Genomic DNA, 15,506 nt, shown 5'->3' with positions numbered 1-15,506 from the left:
GGACTCCTTCACGCTTCGAAGATGTGACGGCGGGCGGCCGTCGCCTCGAACTCCTCCAGGCGGCGCTGCACCGGCTCGGGCGCGGCGTCGCAGACGGCCTGCAGCAGCACCATGGCCATCGCCATCGGCCCGGTGTGCAGGTCGAACACGAGCTGGGTGCCGACCGGCGCGGGCAACACCACGTCGGCGGCCTCGGCGGCCGGGCTGACCGCCGAGTCGGTGATCACGACCAGGGCCAGCCCCAGCCGCCGGGCCTCCCGGATGACCTCGAGCGCTTCCCGCGGATACCGCGGCAGCACGATCGCCAGCATGCTCGTCGCCCCCGCGGCCACCACCTGATCGAGCCGATCCAGCAGCGCGGTCCCACCCCCGTCGAACACCCGCACATCCGGCAGCACCTTGGCCGCGAAGTACCCGAAATATCCGGCCAGAGCCCCCGCGGCCCGCAACCCGAGCACCGGCAAGGGCCGACTCCCGGCCAACAACCCGGCAGCCCGCTCCACGGCGCTCAGCTCCCCGAGCTCATCGGCCATCCGCTCGAGATGGCGGGTCTCGGCCCGCAGGGCCCGCTGCATCGCATTCTCGCCCTCCCCACCGGCATCCGGAGGACTGGCGAGCGCCCGCAACTCCCGCCGCAGAGCGGGATAGCCGGCATAACCGAGCGCCATCGCGAACCTGGTCACGGACGGCTGACTCACCCCGGCCAGCTCGGCAACCTCGGCAGCGGACAAATAAGCCGCAGAAGGCCCATGCTGCACCAAACTATGCGCAATGCGGCGCTGAGTAGGCGTAAGCCGAGCCCCCTGCACCAGGTCAAGCACCCGCCCGCCGCTCCTGACCGCCCTGTCATTCACCCCAGAAGACTATGCATAAAAACTTTCACACCGCTAGTGCCCTCGGAGATGAGTCACCCCGACGCGGGAAGTTGCTGACATCGATATTCGGCTCCCGGCTCGCTCGGTAACACGACCAACGGTGGCCGATCGCCGTGTACACGATCGCTTCGGCCGCCCATCGCCCGGAGTTGGTCGTCGGGCTTCACGCCGTTAAGCCGGTGCCCGGATCGTCTGCTGCGCCCGGATGCGTGGAGGAGCGCGACGGCGAGCCGTCCTGCGCGGGCCGCCGATGAGTTCCCGCGTCCGGCTTTCGCCGGCCGAAGGAGTGCTGATCATGGAACCCGCAGGACGTACGGTGTCGATCGCTGACTGGTTGACCGCCGGTCCGCACCCGTTCGTCATTTCGACTGCCGCCGGCGGCACCCTCTCCGACCGGTCAGCGCCCGCCCTGCACGGCGAGCTGGTGGAGCAGCTCGTCACGGCCTTCACGAGGCAGTACCCCGGGTCCTCGGTTCAGCTGATCGGACCCGACCCCGGCAGCCGCCTCCGGAGGGGGCGTCCGGAAGCGTTCACCCTGGCGGACAGCATCGAGGGCCGGAGCATCGACGAGCGGTTCTGGATCGCGCTCGGCGCCGCGGGCGCCACCGTGATCGGGGTTACCCGCGATGTCGAATCCCTGGGAGAGATCGACGGGTTGCGTACGCTGTGGCTCGACCCCCTCAATCGCGATGCCGTCGCGGCGGATGGCCCCGTTACGGGCGAGCGCGCCGAGACCCAGCGGTTCGATCTGCCACCCGACTGGGCGGCAAGGCGCGATGCGGTTGATGCGGCCGCGCACGGTCTGCCGCATTCCCGTGGAGCGTTGCTCGAGGCATTGCGTTCCTGGGAAGGGTCCGCAACGACTTACGATGCCCGGACGAGCCAGCGGGGTCTGTACGAGAGCAGGCGTTTCGGCCTTGTTGATCCGATCCTGGAGGAACGGAACGAGGATGCCCGCCGAGTGGCGAAACAGGTGTCCGACGGCTTGCGGGTGCTGCACAGCGACCCGAGCCGGTTCGTCTCCTGGTGGGCCGAGGCCCGGACGGAGGTGGACACCTCACTACGCAAGCTCGCCCGGCTCACCAACGAGGAGCTCTTCGGCCTGCTGCGCCGTGCTCCGGACGACCGGGCGGCGTTCGGCACTCCCGTGCAGGCCGAGAGCATCAAGGCAGTCGAGCGCGATCCGCGCGGAACGCAGACTCTGACCAGGCCGGACACGGTCGGGGCAGATCTCGGCATGAACCCGGCGCGGATGAGGCTGACAGACCTCGACGCCGAACATTTCACCCTCCGGCCGGGGGTGCCGTGGCAATTCATCGTCACGCCTGCCCACGCCCTGCCGAGGTTCGGCTCCGAGAAGGCCTCCAAGCTCCTCCTCCCGGAGGACTGGGAATCGTTCAAGCAGGCTCGGCTCGCTTCCGCCCGTGCGACGGTGAAGAGGGAACTGGAGAATCCCGGCGGCACGGAATCCGAGGTCCAGGGCCCGCAGCTCACCCACGAACAACAAATCCAGGTGCTCGAACGTTTGGGACTCGGTGCTCATATCCACGCCACTTCCCCATCGCCGTCGAGGTTGTCGCAGATCCTGAACCTGCCCGGGGTGCGACGGGTTCTCATGTCCGACGATGACATGCGAAAGGAGATCGGCCAGCAGATCGACGGGCTCGGCCATCCCACCGTCGGCGGGCGTTTCGACGAGGCGCAGCGGTTCGTGTCCGACCACCTTCAGGTCGGCGGCGAGGTCCGCTACGACCCCGAGTACAGAGTTCTGGTCTTCAACGACATGTCGGGCCGATCCATGAGCCCGAAGGTCCGCGACACCGAGCCGGACAAGTTCATGACCTGGGTCTCCAATGTTGCCCGGATGGTGTCGGCCCAGACCGGGCTGGACTGGGAGATCGGTCTTTCCAAACAGGGCGCGAAGGGGGCGCTCAAGAGAAATCCGAACGACATGCAGGCACTTGCCATGGTCGCCGTCGTCAAAGAGGGCCTCTCCGACCGCAGCGCTGTCCAGCGTCTGCGGGAAGAGATAGCCTCTCGCAAGACGCAGGTAGACGCCGCGCTCGCCGCTGCCCCCGACCACGAGGCGCGATCCAGGGCGGTGGAGGTCTGGGGCGCTCTCGGGGACAGATTGGAGGCGGCGAGCCGATCCCGGATCAATGCGGCAGCCGAAGCCATCACGGCATACGCGGAAGCGGTCACTGCCGTGGCAGCGGGGCTCGCACCCGGATCGCCCAGGGTTCTGCGAGACCCTGCGAGCGTGTTTCCGCTACCGATCGCCGAGCCACGTCCCCGTAGTCTCCACGTCGGTTCGCGGGACGTCGGGGGTGACCACGCGCAGGCGACGGATCGACCGGTGCCGCCCGGAACAATCGAGGTGCGTTACCGGGACAACCCGGACGCGGGAGACTTCGCTCTGCTGCGTGCCAGCCTGCTCGGCCGCCCGGTGGACGAGGTCCGGGCGATGGTGTACCGGCCGTCGGCCGGTGACTTGTCGGAGGAAGACCCGAAGAGGCCGGGCCACCGCAAGCCCGACGACGTCTTGTTCGACGGTAGGAGGTGGGCCGACCAGGCGCGTATTCCTGTCGAGGTTCTCGCCGCCGACCTCGTTGCGGGCACCGGTCGCCCGGCCGTGCCGCCAGGTGCCGTTGAGCACACTGCCGGCGGGCAGAGATACTTCCGGTTCGAGCCGTCGTCTCACCTCGCCGAGCAGCATCTCGACTACCAGGTTCCGGTTCAGGCACCGCGCATCCCGGCGCACCTCGGGTCGGCGGTCGCCGCGGCCGCAAGAATGACGATCGGTGAGGCGCCGGCGTCCACCGCATCGGGTTCGCCGCTGCCCGCCCTGATCGGAGCCGCCCGTGTGCGGACGAGTCCGCCACGACCCCGATCGCCGCGATAGCCGCGGCCGGGGTGCTCAGCGGACCGCGGCCGTCCCACCGGAGGGGCGAATGATCCCGATCCACGGGGTTCGTCGGGAGTGGGAGATCAGGGGGCGTTGAGGCGGGCCGCCTGGCGGGTCAGGTGGTCGCGTTCCGGGAGGCTGTGGGCTGCTCGGGCCGCTTCCGCGTAGAGGCGGGCCGCCGTGGGGAGGTTGCCGGCGCGTTCGTGGAGGTGGGCGGCCACCGCGGGGTAGCGGGGGAGGGACGGGTCCAGGTCGCGGAGGGCGGCCAGGCCTGCCCGGGGGCCGTCCGCCTCGCCGACCGCGACCGCTCGGTTCAGGCGGGCGACCGGGTTGTCCGTCAGGCGTACGAGTTCGTCGTACCATTCGACGATCTGGAGCCAGTCGGTCTCCTCGGTCGTGCGGGCGTCGGCGTGCAGGGCGGCGATCGCGGCCTGGGCCTGGAATTCGCCGAGGCGGTCGCGGGACAGGGCCGTCTGGAGGATCTGGACGCCCTCGGCGATCAGGTGGGTGTCCCAGCGGTCGCGGTCCTGGTCGGCCAGGGGGATCAGGGTGCCGTCGGGGGTGGTGCGGGCGTCGCGGCGGGCGTGGTGCAGCAGCATGAGGGCGAGCAGGCCGGCCACCTCCGGGTGCTGGATGCCGGCCGCGAGCTGGCGGGTGAGCCGGATGGCCTCGGCTGCCAGGTCGACGTCGCCCGAGTAGCCCTCGTTGAAGACCAGGTAGAGCACGCGGAGCACGGTTGCCACGTCGGCGGGCTGGTTGAGGCGGACGCCGGCGATCGTGCGCTTGGCGCGGCTGATGCGCTGGGCCATGGTCGCCTCCGGCACCAGGTACGCCCGGGCGATCTGGCGGGTGGTGAGGCCGCCGACCGCCCGCAGGGTGAGCGCGACCGCCGACGCCGGGGTCAGGGACGGGTGGGCGCACAGGAAGTACAGCTGGAGGGTGTCGTCGACCTCGAGGGGTTCGCCCGGGGGTTCGGCGTCGGCGCGGATCTCGCGGTCGCGGCGGGACGTGTCGGCGCGGACCGCGTCGAGGAATTTCCGCCAGGCGGCGGTCACCAGCCAGCCCTTGGGGTCGCGGGGCGGGTCGTCCGGCCACACGCGTACGGCCTCCACCAGCGCGTCCTGCACGGCGTCCTCGGCCGCCGCGAAGTCAGCTCCGCGGCGGACGAGGATGCCGATGACGGCGGGGGTGAGGCTCCTCAGCAATGCCTCCTCCACCGGCGCGTCACTCCGTGATGGTCGGGGGCTCGGTGAGGAACGGGCGCAGCTCGAGCCACTCGTGGATCGGCTTGCCGCCCGCGCCCGGGGCCGCCGACAGCTCGCCGGCCAGTTCCACCGCCCGCTCGTACGTGTCGACGTCGATCACCATCCAGCCGGCGATGAGGTCCTTGGTCTCGGCGAACGGCCCGTCGGTGACCGGCGGGCGCCCCTCGCCGTCGTACCGGACGAAGGTGCCCTCCGGGGAGAGCGCCTGGCCGTCGACGAACTCGCCGGTCTCCTCGAGCCGGGCCGCGAAGTCGCGCATGTACCGGATGTGGGCGGTGACCTCCTCCGGCGTCCACTTGTCCATCGGCACGTCGTTGACCGCCTCGGGCGCGCCGCGGTAGTGCTTGAGCAACAGGTACTTGGCCATGGTGGTCCCCTCGCTGCGATGCGGCCCCCATTGTCGGCCGCGTTCACAGCGAGGGACGGAGCCGCGCGCCGGTTCTCGACATCCGGCGAGGATATTTTTCCCGGCGGGCGTGCGAGGCTGACGGGATGCGGATCGCGTCGCTGCACACGTACCCGGTCAAGGGTTGTCATCGGCTGGACCACGACGTGGCGCGGGTCGAACCGTGGGGCCTGGCCGGCGACCGCCGGTGGATGGTGATCGACCCCGACGGGGTCGGCATCACCCAGCGTGAGGCGCCGGCTCTGACCGGCCTGCGCGCGGTGCCGCGGCCCGGGGGCGTGGAGCTCGACGGCTTCAGGGTGGACGAGCCGGTCGGCGGTCCGCCGGTCACCGTGCGGGTCTTCAGCTCGACGCCGCCGCTGCCCGCGCGCCTCGCCCCCGCCGCGACCGGCTTCGTCTCGGCGCTGCTGGGCCGCGACGCGCGGCTGGTGTGGCTGGCCGATCCGCGGGCCCGGCCGATCCGGCACGACAACCGCCCGGACGACTGGGTCAGCCTCGCCGACGGATATCCGGTGCTGCTGACGACCGAGGCGTCGCTGGGGGCGCTGCGGGTGGACGTACCGATGAGCCGGTTTCGTCCGAATGTCGTGGTTGCGGGCGCCGAGCCGTGGGCGGAGGACGCGTGGGTCGGCGGGCGGCTGCGCCTGGGCGATGTCACGTTCCGGGTCGCCGGGCCGTGCAGCCGCTGCGTCGTGACGACCATCGATCAGGAGACCGGGGAGGCGGGCCGGGAACCGCTGCACACGCTCGGTCAGCTCCGCAACCGCGACGGTGGCCTGCACTTCGGCGTCAACCTTCTCCCCGACATCACCCCAGGTGGGACGGGTGTCCTCCGGGTGGGGGAGGCTGTCTTAAGCGTGTCTTAGGAGGGTTGCCCGCGGGCCCGGCGGCCCCGGAGGATGCCTCAGCGTGACAGTTCATCGCCTTCTGCGTCCCCGCTGGCTCGCCACCGGCGGCGCCGTCCTCCTGGCCGGCGTCCTCGGCGTGGCGCTCCTCCTGCAGAACGGCGGCGGCGCCTGCGCGGCCCCGCCCAGCGCCGCCAAGCACAAGGGCAAGGCCACGTTCTACGACCTCGCGGGCACGGTGGGCAACTGCAACTTCACACCCCCGGCCGATGATCTGTACGTGGCCCTGGGCCGCACCGAGTATTCCGGGGCGCTGGCCTGTGGCAGTTACCTCGACGTGACGGGCCCCAAGGGCAAGGTCCGGGTCAAGGTGTTCGACTCGTGCCCCGAGTGCACCCCCGGCTGGCTGGACCTCAGCCGTACGGCGTTCAAGAGGATCGCGAACGAGTCGCAGGGCGTCGTGCCGATCACGTACCGGGCGGTGCCGAACGCCGCGACGCCGGGGCCGCTCAGCATCACCTTCGCCGAGGGGTCGTCGCAGTACTGGTGGGCGGTGCTGATCGACAACCACGCGAACCCGATCAAGTCGGTCAAGGCCAAGGGGCCCGGCGGCGACTGGATGACCGCCACGCACGCGGACTACAACTTCTGGATCATCGACCGGCGCACCGGTTCGGGGCCGTTCCAGATCCGGATGACCGACCTCTACGGCAACACCGCCACGGCGAAGAACATCAAACTGCGACCGGAGAAGAAGCAGACGACTTCCGTACGCTTCACCGCCGGCCCGCCCGCCCCGGTGAAGACGAAGCCCGCGCCGACGAAGAAGGCGCAGGAGAAGCCGGCGAAGGTGGCGAAGAAGCCGGCGAAGGCAGCACCGGAGCAGGCGGTGGCGGCCGAGCCGGCGGTGGAATCGACCCTGGCGCTCGCGGCCGGGGCACCCACCCCCTCCTGTTAGCGCAGGTCGAGCCACATGACGAGCTCGTCGCGGTCGTCCCCGTCGGCCACCCGCAGCGCCCCGGGGAGCCGGCCGACCTGTCGGTAGCCGAGCTTGGCGTAGAAGGCGTCCAGCCCGTGCCCGTCGCGTACGGTCACCTGCAACCCGGCCAGGCCCATCCGGCGACCGGCCTCGGCCGCCTCCCGCATGAGCGCGGCGCCGTAGCCGCGTCCCTGGCTGCCCGGGAGCACCATGACCCGCTTGAGCACCCGCCAGTGCGCCTTGAGCGCGAACCGGTTGTCGACCAGGAACAGCATCGCCACCAGCCGCCCGTCGTCGGTGCCGATCAGCAGCCGGTCCGGCCCGTCCGTCACCCCGGCGAAGGTCTCCTCGGCGACCGGCCGGACGTCGTCGGCGGTCACGGGCGCGACGAAGCCGACCGCGCCGCCGGCGTTGGTCGCGGCGGTCCACAGCTCGACGGCCTCGTCCCGGAGGGCGGCGGTCACCGGCGGGTCGAGTGCGAAGGAGAGTCCCATCAGGGGGTCGCAGCGAGGTTCTTGTGCATGCGCAGGCGCACCTCGCCCGGCGGGCCGGGCACGAACTCGGCGCGGTCCGCGAGGGCCGCGATGAACGGCAGGCCGCGCCCGCCGACGGTCAGGGGTTCCGGCAGGCCCGCCTTGAGGCCGGCGCCGTCCGGGGAGGTGCCGCGGTTGCCGACCTCCAGCGTGAACTCGTCGTCGTCGATCACGATGGTGACGTCGACCGTGCTGTCGGGGTCGGCGTGGATCACCGCGTTGGCGCAGGCCTCCGAGATGACGACGGCGAGGTGGCCGCGCACCTCCTCCGCCGCGTCCGTGAGGCTCAGCAGCGTGGCCAGGACATGCCGGGCGCGGGTCACGGTGGACGGCTGCCGGGGTAACGACAGCGTCAGGGTGACGTGCACTCCGCTGCTCCTCCTGGGCCGGGCGTGACCGTGCCGGACGGGACCGCTCTACCCCGGCCCGGCCACCTCAAAACGATTATGGTGCCTGACGGCGGCGGCCCGCTCACCGCCCGCATAGGGTGGACGGATCATCGAGACACGGAGGTTCGGGGTGGATCTGCTGGTGGCGGCCCGGCCGGGCCGGGGCTGCACCGTGGTCGAGGTGCGGGGTGACCTCGACATGGCGACCTCCCCGCAGCTGCGCGAGGGCGTGGAACGGCTGATCGGCGCCGGGGACCGCCGGGTGGTGGTGGACCTGACCTCGGTGGGTTTCATGGACTCGAGCGCGCTCGGTGCCCTGGTGACGGCGTTCAAGGCGGTGCGGGACGCCGGCGGGCGGCTGTGCGTCGCCGGTCCGCAGCAGCCGGTCCGGAGCGTCTTCGCCATCACGTCGGTCGACCGGGTCGTCGAGGTCTACGACACCGTGGCGGCGGCCGAGGCCGGGCTGGCCGGCGAATAGCTCACCCGGGCAGCGGGGCGCTGGCGCGTTCCTGGTCGGCGCCGGCGTCGGTACGCCGTTCCTCGTGGTGCCCGTTGTACCAGTCGAGCATGAGCAGGGTGGCGTCGTCGGCCAGGACCGGCCCGGCGACCTCGAGCACGGCGTCGGCGAGCGACCGTACGGCCTCGCGCGGGTGCAGGCCGGTCAGCTTCCGCAGTCGTGCCGTCAGGTCGAGGCCGGCGGCCCTGCGCTCGCGCATGCCGTCGGTGATCACCACCAGGCGGTCTCCCGGCCGCAGCGCGAGCTCCCCGGTCTCGAAGGTGCTGCCGGGGAACATGCCCAGCGGGAAGTTGCCGGGCAGCGGCAGGTCCCGGGCGACGCCGTCGCGGATCAGCAGCGGCGGCACGTGCCCGGCGTTGAGCAGCGTGCACACCCCGGTGTTCAGGTCGAGACGGCCGAGCACCGCGGTGACGTAGCTGCCCGGCACGACGGCGTGCTCGATCAGGGCGGCGTTCGCGGTGCCGGCCTGCTCCACCAGGCCGGCCCCGCCGCGGCGGCTGTTGCGCAGGCTGCCGACGCCGAGGGTGGCCGTCAGCGCGCTGGCGACCCCGTGGCCCATCGCGTCGGTGACGCTGAAGTGCAGCACGTCGCGGGCGAGGCTGTAGTCGAAGGTGTCCCCGCCGATGCTGGCGGCCGGCTCCAGCCAGGCGGAGAGGGTGAACGCGCTGGCCTCGCACGTGAACGAGCCGGGCAGCAGGCGGCGCTGGATCTCGGCGGAGAGCGTGTACGGGGTGGTGCGCTGCCCCCACTCGAACAGGTCGGTGTGCCGCCGGTTGGCGATCACCACGAAGGCCAGCGCGTGCGCCGTACGGGTGATCTCCCGCACCGCCTCCGGTGCCGGCTCCTCCGGCAGGTCCAGGTCGAGCAGACCGATCACCTCGCCGCGATCGGTCACCGGGGCCAGCACCGTCCAGCCGCCGGGCACGGCGAGGACCTGCACCGTCTGGGTGCGTAGCGCCTGCTCGGCCGGACCGCCGTCGAACGGCAGCACGGTGGCGGACTCCTCGCCGGACCGCCGGTCCCCGGCCGAGCCGTTGAGGGGTACGCGGGCCAGTCGGACCAGCGCCCGGCCGCTGAGGTCGGCGATCAGGAACGACACGGTGCGGGCGTTCAGGGTGGTGCCGAGCTCGCGGGTGACGGCCTCGACCGCGTCCACGGGCGGGGCGTTCTCCGCCGCCTCCAGGATGCCGGCGAGGACGACGCCGTGATTGCTCTCCATCGTTGCCAGCGTACAAAAGCCGCCGGTCCCGGTCACACGTTCCGGTCCTCCGCGGCGTGCCGGGGCGCCGCGGTGCGGTCGGCCGATCCGCGGCCCGCGCGCCCGGCCATGCCCACCAGCCTGGCCGCGTCGGACCGCCGGGTGACCGGCACCGGCCGCAGGGAGGCGCCGGTCACCGGCGCCACCGGCGTGGTCAGGGGCACCGCGAGCTCGGCGGGGATGGTGACCGTCGCGGTGATGCCCTGCCCGTCGGAGGGGCGCAGGACGACGCGGATGCCCCGCTGGGCGGCCAGGATCGCCACCACGAACAGGCCCAGCCGGGCGCTCGTGGCGGGGTCGAACTCCTGGGGCTGGGTCAGCCTGCGGTTCGTCTCCTCCAGCGCGGAGGCCGACATCCCGATGCCGTGGTCCTCGATCTCGACCACGACGCCCTCGGCCACCTGGTGTGCGGAGATGCGTACGGGGGTGTCGGGCGGGGAGAAGGTGGTGCCGTTCTCCAGCAGCTCGGCGAGCAGGTGGCCGATGTCCGTGACGGCGGGCTCGGGCACCTCGACCTCCGCCAGGGGGCCGAACTCGATCCGCTCGGCGTGCTCCACCTCGTTCGCCGTACGGGCGATGATCCGGGCCAGCGGTTCGGGGCCGAGCCCGCGCCGGCTCCGCGCCGAACCCGCGAGGATCACCAGGTGCTCCGCGTGGCGGCGCATCTGCACGGCGAGCTGCTCGGCGCGGGCGGCCGGGCGCTCCCCGGCGGCGTCCGCTCCGGGCGTACGGGCGAGGGCCTCGAGCTGCCGGTCGATCAGCGACTGGTTGCGGCGCGCGATGTTGACCAGCACCTTGTTCATGTCGTAGCGCATCGCCGCCTCGCCCGCCGCGGACTCGATCGCGCTCCGCTGCACCTCGCCGAGGGCGGCGCCGACCCGGGCGATCTCGTCGTTGCCCAGGGACAGGCGCAGCGTGTGGGCGGCGACGTCGATGCGTTCCCCGGCGCGCAGCCGTTGCACGGTCTCGGGCAGCCGCCGATGGGCGAGGTCGGTGGCGGCGGTCTGCAGCACGGACAGCCGCCGCACCACGGAGCCGCCGATGCGGATCGACAGGAACAGCGAGGTCAGGATGGCGATCAGACCCAGGACGCCGGTGATGCCGAACCGGATGACGATGCGGTCGCGTTCCGCCCGCGAGAACTCGAGGGCCTTGTCGTACCCGTTGGCGAGGAAGCCGTAGAACTGCCGGACGGCCGGGTTGAACATGGCCTTCCAGACGTCCTGCGTGATCGGCACCGTCTCGGCGGCCCCGCCGGCCGCGATCACCTGGTCCTCGGCGGCCCGCAGGGCGGTGAAGGTCGGGCTGCCCAGCATGCTCCGGAAGGCGGCCTGGTCGGGCGCCGGCAGCGTGGAGCTGGCGGTGGGCAGCTGGAAGCGCAACGCGCCGACGACCTCGGTGAGCAGCTTGTACTCCCCGGGGGTGAAACGGCCCGCGGTCGTCGCGCCGGTGAGCAGGGCGTCCTCCTGGTGGAGCAGCTCCCCGGCCCGGCGCAGGGCCACGGCCGTCCGCAGGACCCGCTCCACCAGCGGATCGCCGGCGGAGGCGGTCGACGTGGTCACGCTGAAGGCGACGTTGATGATGCCGGTGAAGCCGGTCACCACCTGGTCGCCGGTGACGCTCCGGGCGTCGATCTGGGCCCGGATCAGGTCCAGCGAGTCGAAGGTCGTGTTCATCTCGGCGATCCTGGCCCGGGTGATGTCGGCGGAGATCCCGCTGCCCCGGTACTTCCGGGACAGGTCCCGGAAGGAGGCGACGGCGGCGTCGGTCGCCTTCCGCTGCGCGCTCAGCGCGGCGGCCTCCCGGTCTCCCGCCGCCAGCATCTGGACCGAGCCGCTGCGTTCCACCTGCAACGCCGCCACCATCAGGTCGGCCGGCAGGGCCACGTTGTCCCGGGTGTTGTAACCGTCACGCAGCGCCGCGGCGTCGGCGAACGACGTCTGCACGTCGAGGGTCCACAGCGTGATCAGGGCGAGGACGGGCACCAGGAGCGCCAGAATGATCTTCGATCGGATCGACCGGGGTTTTCTCCGCATGGGACCTCATCGATGGCAGGGCATGGGAACGCTCCATTTAGTACTCGGTTAAGCCGTCCGCGGTTCAGAATCCGATGTTGATGTCCGAAAGACGACACATCTGCGCCGGAGGGGCATGCAACCGTCCGCAGGAGACGGTTCCGCCGGGAAGGGCCGTAACCCCGGAGAAGCAGACGGTGAGGACCATGCGTACGGATGGTGTCGCGATCGGCCCGCCACGCCAGAATCGGGGCATGGCTGGCATGTACCGGGCGGCCCTGGTGATCACGGCCGGCGACCCGCCCCCACCCTGGGGTGAGTTCACCCGCACCGTGCTCCCGGAGGCGTTCCGCCGGGCCGGCCTGGACTGGCGGGAGGCCGAGCACGGCCGCTTCGGCACCGGCCTGCTGATCGTCGCACCGGCCGCGGCGGCAGCCCGGCTGGCCCGCGAGTTCGCGCGGGAGCTGGCGGAGGCCACCGCCCGGCTGCCCGGACCGCCCCGGCTGGGCGCCGGCCTGGACGTCGGCATGTGCCACCGCGACGGCACCGGCTGGTACGGCGACGCCGTGACGACCGCCCGGGAGCTCGCCCGCCCGCCGGCCGCGGGCGATGCTGCCGCCGTACGCCTGACGGTCAGTGAAGCGGTGCGCGACCTGGCCCCCGGCGACGTGGTCCCGGCGGGGACGGCCGCGGCACCGGAGGAGATCAGCGTGCTCGGGGAGACGGCGCGGCGCACCGCCCCCGGCTCGCCGGTCCGGTTGATCGCCGAGGCGGTCGACGCGGTCGCCCTGCCCGTGGCCGCGTTCGCGGAGGAGCTGCCGGTGCTGCTGTCCCCGGACGTCGCCCCCTCGGACGTGCTCGCCTGGATGTACGAGGTCCTCGGCGTGGACCTTCCGCGGCTGCTCGACGACCGCCACGGCCGTCGCCTGGTCTCCGGCCTGGTGGGTTGCTACCGCCGCCGGGGCACCGCCCGCGGCCTGGCCGACCTCATCGCGCTGCGGTACGGCGTCGGCGTGCAGGTCGTCGACCCGGGCTCGGCGACGTGGTCGGCCGTACCCGAGACGCCGGTGCGGCAGCCGCCCGGACCGGTCACCGTGCTGCTCGACACCGACGAGCCGCTGAACGGCCTCGACCGGGTGATCCGGTCCGCGCTGCCCGCGGGGGTCGGCTACCGGGTGTCCCGCCGCCCCCGCGGTGCGCCGGGACCGGCCCGCTGACGTCGCTGTTCGCCAGATGACCTGGCGCCGGCCCGCCCGCGGATATCTCCTCGTCGCAGAGGGGCGGTCCGCGGCGGGCCACCGGAGGGGAGTGAGCACGGATGGGCTCGGTGACGCTGGGGAGCCTCGGCCCGCTGGGTGAGGAACTCGGCTCCGGCGGCCAGGGCACGGTGTATGCCCTCCCGCGCTCGCAGCCGCCGCTGGTCTACAAGGCCTACTCGGCGGACGCGCTGGCCGAACTGGACACGGCGGTGCTGCACGACCTCATCGCGCTGCCCGGGAAGCTCTCCGGCGCCGACCGGCAGCGGCTCACCGCGGCGGCCGCCTGGCCCCGCGACGCGGTCACCGACGGCGGCCGGGTGGCAGGGTTCACGATGGCTCTGGTGCCGAAGCGGTTCCACACCTCGATCCGCCTGATGAGCGGCCCGCAGCGCCGGCTGGGCCAGACCCAGCTGCTGCTGAACCCGCCCGACTACCTCGACCGGGTGGGCATCGCGATCGACGACAAGCTGCGGCTCGAGCTGCTGGCCGACGTCGCGGCGACGATCCGGCTCTTCCACCGGATCGGGCTCACGGTCGGCGACCTGTCGCCCAACAACCTGCTCTACAGCGCGACCGGCACGCCGCGATGCCACTTCATCGACTGCGACGCCATGCGGCTGCACGGGCGGACCGCCCTGCCTCAGGTGGAGACGACGGACTGGGAGGTGCGGGCCGGGGGAGCGTCCGGAACGAAGGACGGGGACATCTACAAGTTCGCGCTCTTCTGCGTACGGCTGTTCGCCGGCGACCAGAGCACCACGGAACCGGACGCGCTGCGGCGGGCCGGTCCGGGGGTGCATTCCCTGTCCGTACGGGCGCTGTCGGCGAACGCCCGCAAGCCGCCGGGCCTGCGCGAGTGGGAGGAACAACTGCGGGCGAAGCCACCCGTGACCGTGGCTGTGCCGCGCCCGCGATCCGCGCCCGCGCCGGCACCCGCGTTCGTCCCGCCGGTGCCGCGACAGCCCGGCGTCCTCACCCGCTTCGGTCGCCGCCTGACCGGGTTCCGCCGGCGCACCGTCGCCTGGCTGGTCGTCCTGCCGCTGGCCCTGGGCTACACCGTGACGCACACCGACGAGATCCAGGCCTGGATGCACACCGTCTCCGACGCCGTCGGCGAGCTCGGCCGGTCCAGGCCGCAGGAGCAGGCCGACCGGATCGCCGCCCTGCTGGTCTCGTCCGCGCCGGTGCGGACCGAGGTGAAGAACGCGGTCGGCAACCTCGCGAAGTGCAAGCGCCTGAAGACGTCGGCGGCGGACCTCGCCGCGGCGTCGTCGTCCCGGCAGCGGTCCCTCGCCGCGGCGAAGGCGCTGGAGGTGACCGCCCTGGTCGACGGCGACGTGCTGAAGACCTGGCTGGCCGCCGCCTTCCAGCACTCGAAGGCGGCGGACGACGCGTACCACCGGTGGGGGCTGAAGCTGGCGGACAAGGGGTGCCGCAAGTCGGTGCGCAACGGCCCCGACCGCCGCAAGGGCGACAAGGAGTCGGCGGCCTCCACGAAGGCCAAGCAGCAGTTCGTGAAGGTCTGGGACCGGGTGGGACCCGGGTACGGCCACCCCAAGGTCGCCTACCAGGACATTTAGCTCCCGTCGGCGAGTTTCGCCAGCTCGGCCGGGCGCACCAGCACGACGCGTTTGCGGCCGGTGAGGACGAGGTTGTCGCGGCGCCACAGCGACAGGATGCGGCCCAGGGAGCGGTGCGAGGTGAGGACCAGCCCGGCCAGGTCCTGTTGCGACAGGGCCAGCTCGATGACCAGCTCGCCCTCGGGCTCCGGGCTGCCGTAGCGCCGGCCCAGGTGCAGCAGCAGGGCGGCGAGCCGTTGCTGGGCGGACTCGGCGCCGGCCGCGGCCCGGGAGCGATCGGCCTCGCGGAGGCGGGTGGAGAGCGTACGCCGCAGGATGGCCGCCACCTCGGCCTCGGCCCGCACGAACGGCACGAACGAGGCGGCGGGCAGCTGGAGCGCCTCCACCTCGGTCATCGCGGTCAGCGACGCCGACCGGTGGCCGCCGTCCAGCCCGGCCAGCTCGCCGACGACTTCGCCGGCGTCGCGCAGCCCGAGGATCGCCTGGTAGCCGTGGTGTCCCAGCGCCGACACCTTCACGCAGCCGTCCAGCAGCACGAAGGCGAAGTCGGAGCGGTCCTGCTCACGGACCAGCACGTCGCCGGGGTGGTAGTAGCGCATCGTTCCCATCCGGGTCAGCGCCGCACGCTGGTAGTCGCGGAGTGCGTACCAGAACGGCTCCCGGGGGTGACCGAGCGTCAT

14 protein-coding genes are annotated in these 15,506 nt (G+C 72.4%); 6 read left to right on the top strand and 8 right to left on the bottom strand.

Annotation, left to right across the window (positions count from 1 at the left end):
• Positions 1 to 8: 8 nt before the first annotated feature.
• Positions 9 to 854 carry a MurR/RpiR family transcriptional regulator gene (locus CLV70_RS35150; RefSeq protein WP_106130944.1) on the bottom strand — a complete coding sequence of 282 codons (846 nt, stop codon included), beginning with the start codon at positions 852 to 854 and terminating at the stop codon, positions 9 to 11.
• 316 nt (positions 855 to 1,170) lie between these two features.
• Here CLV70_RS35150 and CLV70_RS35145 point away from each other — a divergent pair, with 316 nt between their 5' ends.
• Entirely contained in the window at positions 1,171 to 3,777 is a 2,607-nt protein-coding gene (locus CLV70_RS35145; RefSeq protein ID WP_146164282.1) for a hypothetical protein, read from the top strand.
• Between the two features lie 86 nt (positions 3,778 to 3,863).
• Here CLV70_RS35145 and CLV70_RS35140 read toward each other — a convergent pair whose 3' ends face one another.
• Positions 3,864 to 4,997, bottom strand: a complete 1,134-nt coding sequence (locus CLV70_RS35140; RefSeq protein ID WP_106130942.1) for an RNA polymerase sigma factor — start codon at positions 4,995 to 4,997, stop codon at positions 3,864 to 3,866.
• A gap of 7 nt (positions 4,998 to 5,004) precedes the next feature.
• A complete protein-coding gene (locus CLV70_RS35135) occupies positions 5,005 to 5,412 on the bottom strand; it encodes a YciI family protein (protein ID WP_106130941.1) in 408 nt (135 codons plus the stop codon).
• 125 nt (positions 5,413 to 5,537) lie between these two features.
• On the opposite strand from CLV70_RS35135, the gene CLV70_RS35130 reads away from it, so the two are divergent.
• Together CLV70_RS35130 and CLV70_RS35125 are read left to right on the top strand one after the other, a co-directional pair.
• Complete coding sequence (locus CLV70_RS35130) at positions 5,538 to 6,317, top strand: MOSC domain-containing protein (RefSeq protein WP_106130940.1); 780 nt, start codon at positions 5,538 to 5,540, stop codon at positions 6,315 to 6,317.
• 43 nt (positions 6,318 to 6,360) lie between these two features.
• A complete protein-coding gene (locus CLV70_RS35125) occupies positions 6,361 to 7,254 on the top strand; it encodes an expansin EXLX1 family cellulose-binding protein (protein WP_106130939.1) in 894 nt (297 codons plus the stop codon).
• Here CLV70_RS35125 and CLV70_RS35120 read toward each other — a convergent pair.
• Positions 7,251 to 7,769 (bottom strand): GNAT family N-acetyltransferase, encoded by a 519-nt coding sequence (locus CLV70_RS35120; RefSeq protein ID WP_106130938.1) that lies wholly within the window; start codon positions 7,767 to 7,769, stop codon positions 7,251 to 7,253. The genes CLV70_RS35125 and CLV70_RS35120 overlap by 4 nt on opposite strands.
• Positions 7,769 to 8,176: an ATP-binding protein gene (locus tag CLV70_RS35115; protein ID WP_106130937.1), complete on the bottom strand. Its 408-nt coding sequence runs from the start codon at positions 8,174 to 8,176 to the stop codon at positions 7,769 to 7,771. The genes CLV70_RS35120 and CLV70_RS35115 overlap by 1 nt, the downstream gene beginning before the upstream one ends.
• 151 nt (positions 8,177 to 8,327) lie before the next feature.
• Here CLV70_RS35115 and CLV70_RS35110 point away from each other — a divergent pair, with 151 nt between their 5' ends.
• On the top strand, positions 8,328 to 8,675 hold the full coding sequence (locus tag CLV70_RS35110) for an STAS domain-containing protein (protein ID WP_106130936.1): 348 nt from the start codon (positions 8,328 to 8,330) through the stop codon (positions 8,673 to 8,675).
• A gap of 1 nt (position 8,676) precedes the next feature.
• Here CLV70_RS35110 and CLV70_RS35105 read toward each other — a convergent pair whose 3' ends face one another.
• Together CLV70_RS35105 and CLV70_RS35100 are read right to left on the bottom strand one after the other, a co-directional pair.
• Positions 8,677 to 9,933 (bottom strand): PP2C family protein-serine/threonine phosphatase, encoded by a 1,257-nt coding sequence (locus CLV70_RS35105; RefSeq protein WP_106130935.1) that lies wholly within the window; start codon positions 9,931 to 9,933, stop codon positions 8,677 to 8,679.
• 32 nt (positions 9,934 to 9,965) lie between these two features.
• Positions 9,966 to 12,008, bottom strand: a complete 2,043-nt coding sequence (locus CLV70_RS35100) for a sensor histidine kinase (protein WP_106130934.1) — start codon at positions 12,006 to 12,008, stop codon at positions 9,966 to 9,968.
• Between the two features lie 233 nt (positions 12,009 to 12,241).
• Here CLV70_RS35100 and CLV70_RS35095 point away from each other — a divergent pair, with 233 nt between their 5' ends.
• Together CLV70_RS35095 and CLV70_RS35090 are read left to right on the top strand one after the other, a co-directional pair.
• A complete protein-coding gene (locus CLV70_RS35095; protein ID WP_146164281.1) occupies positions 12,242 to 13,204 on the top strand; it encodes a phage tail protein in 963 nt (320 codons plus the stop codon).
• Positions 13,205 to 13,314: 110 nt separating this feature from the next.
• Positions 13,315 to 14,826 (top strand): hypothetical protein, encoded by a 1,512-nt coding sequence (locus tag CLV70_RS35090; RefSeq protein WP_146164280.1) that lies wholly within the window; start codon positions 13,315 to 13,317, stop codon positions 14,824 to 14,826.
• On the opposite strand, the gene CLV70_RS35085 is transcribed toward CLV70_RS35090, so the two are convergent.
• On the bottom strand, positions 14,823 to 15,506 hold the full coding sequence (locus CLV70_RS35085; protein ID WP_106130931.1) for a Crp/Fnr family transcriptional regulator: 684 nt from the start codon (positions 15,504 to 15,506) through the stop codon (positions 14,823 to 14,825). The two genes, CLV70_RS35090 and CLV70_RS35085, sit on opposite strands and share 4 nt — an antisense overlap.

Source organism: Pseudosporangium ferrugineum, assembly GCF_003002065.1.
GTDB lineage: Bacteria > Actinomycetota > Actinomycetes > Mycobacteriales > Micromonosporaceae > Actinoplanes > Actinoplanes ferrugineus_A.
This window is presented reverse-complemented; position numbering and strand designations above follow the sequence as displayed.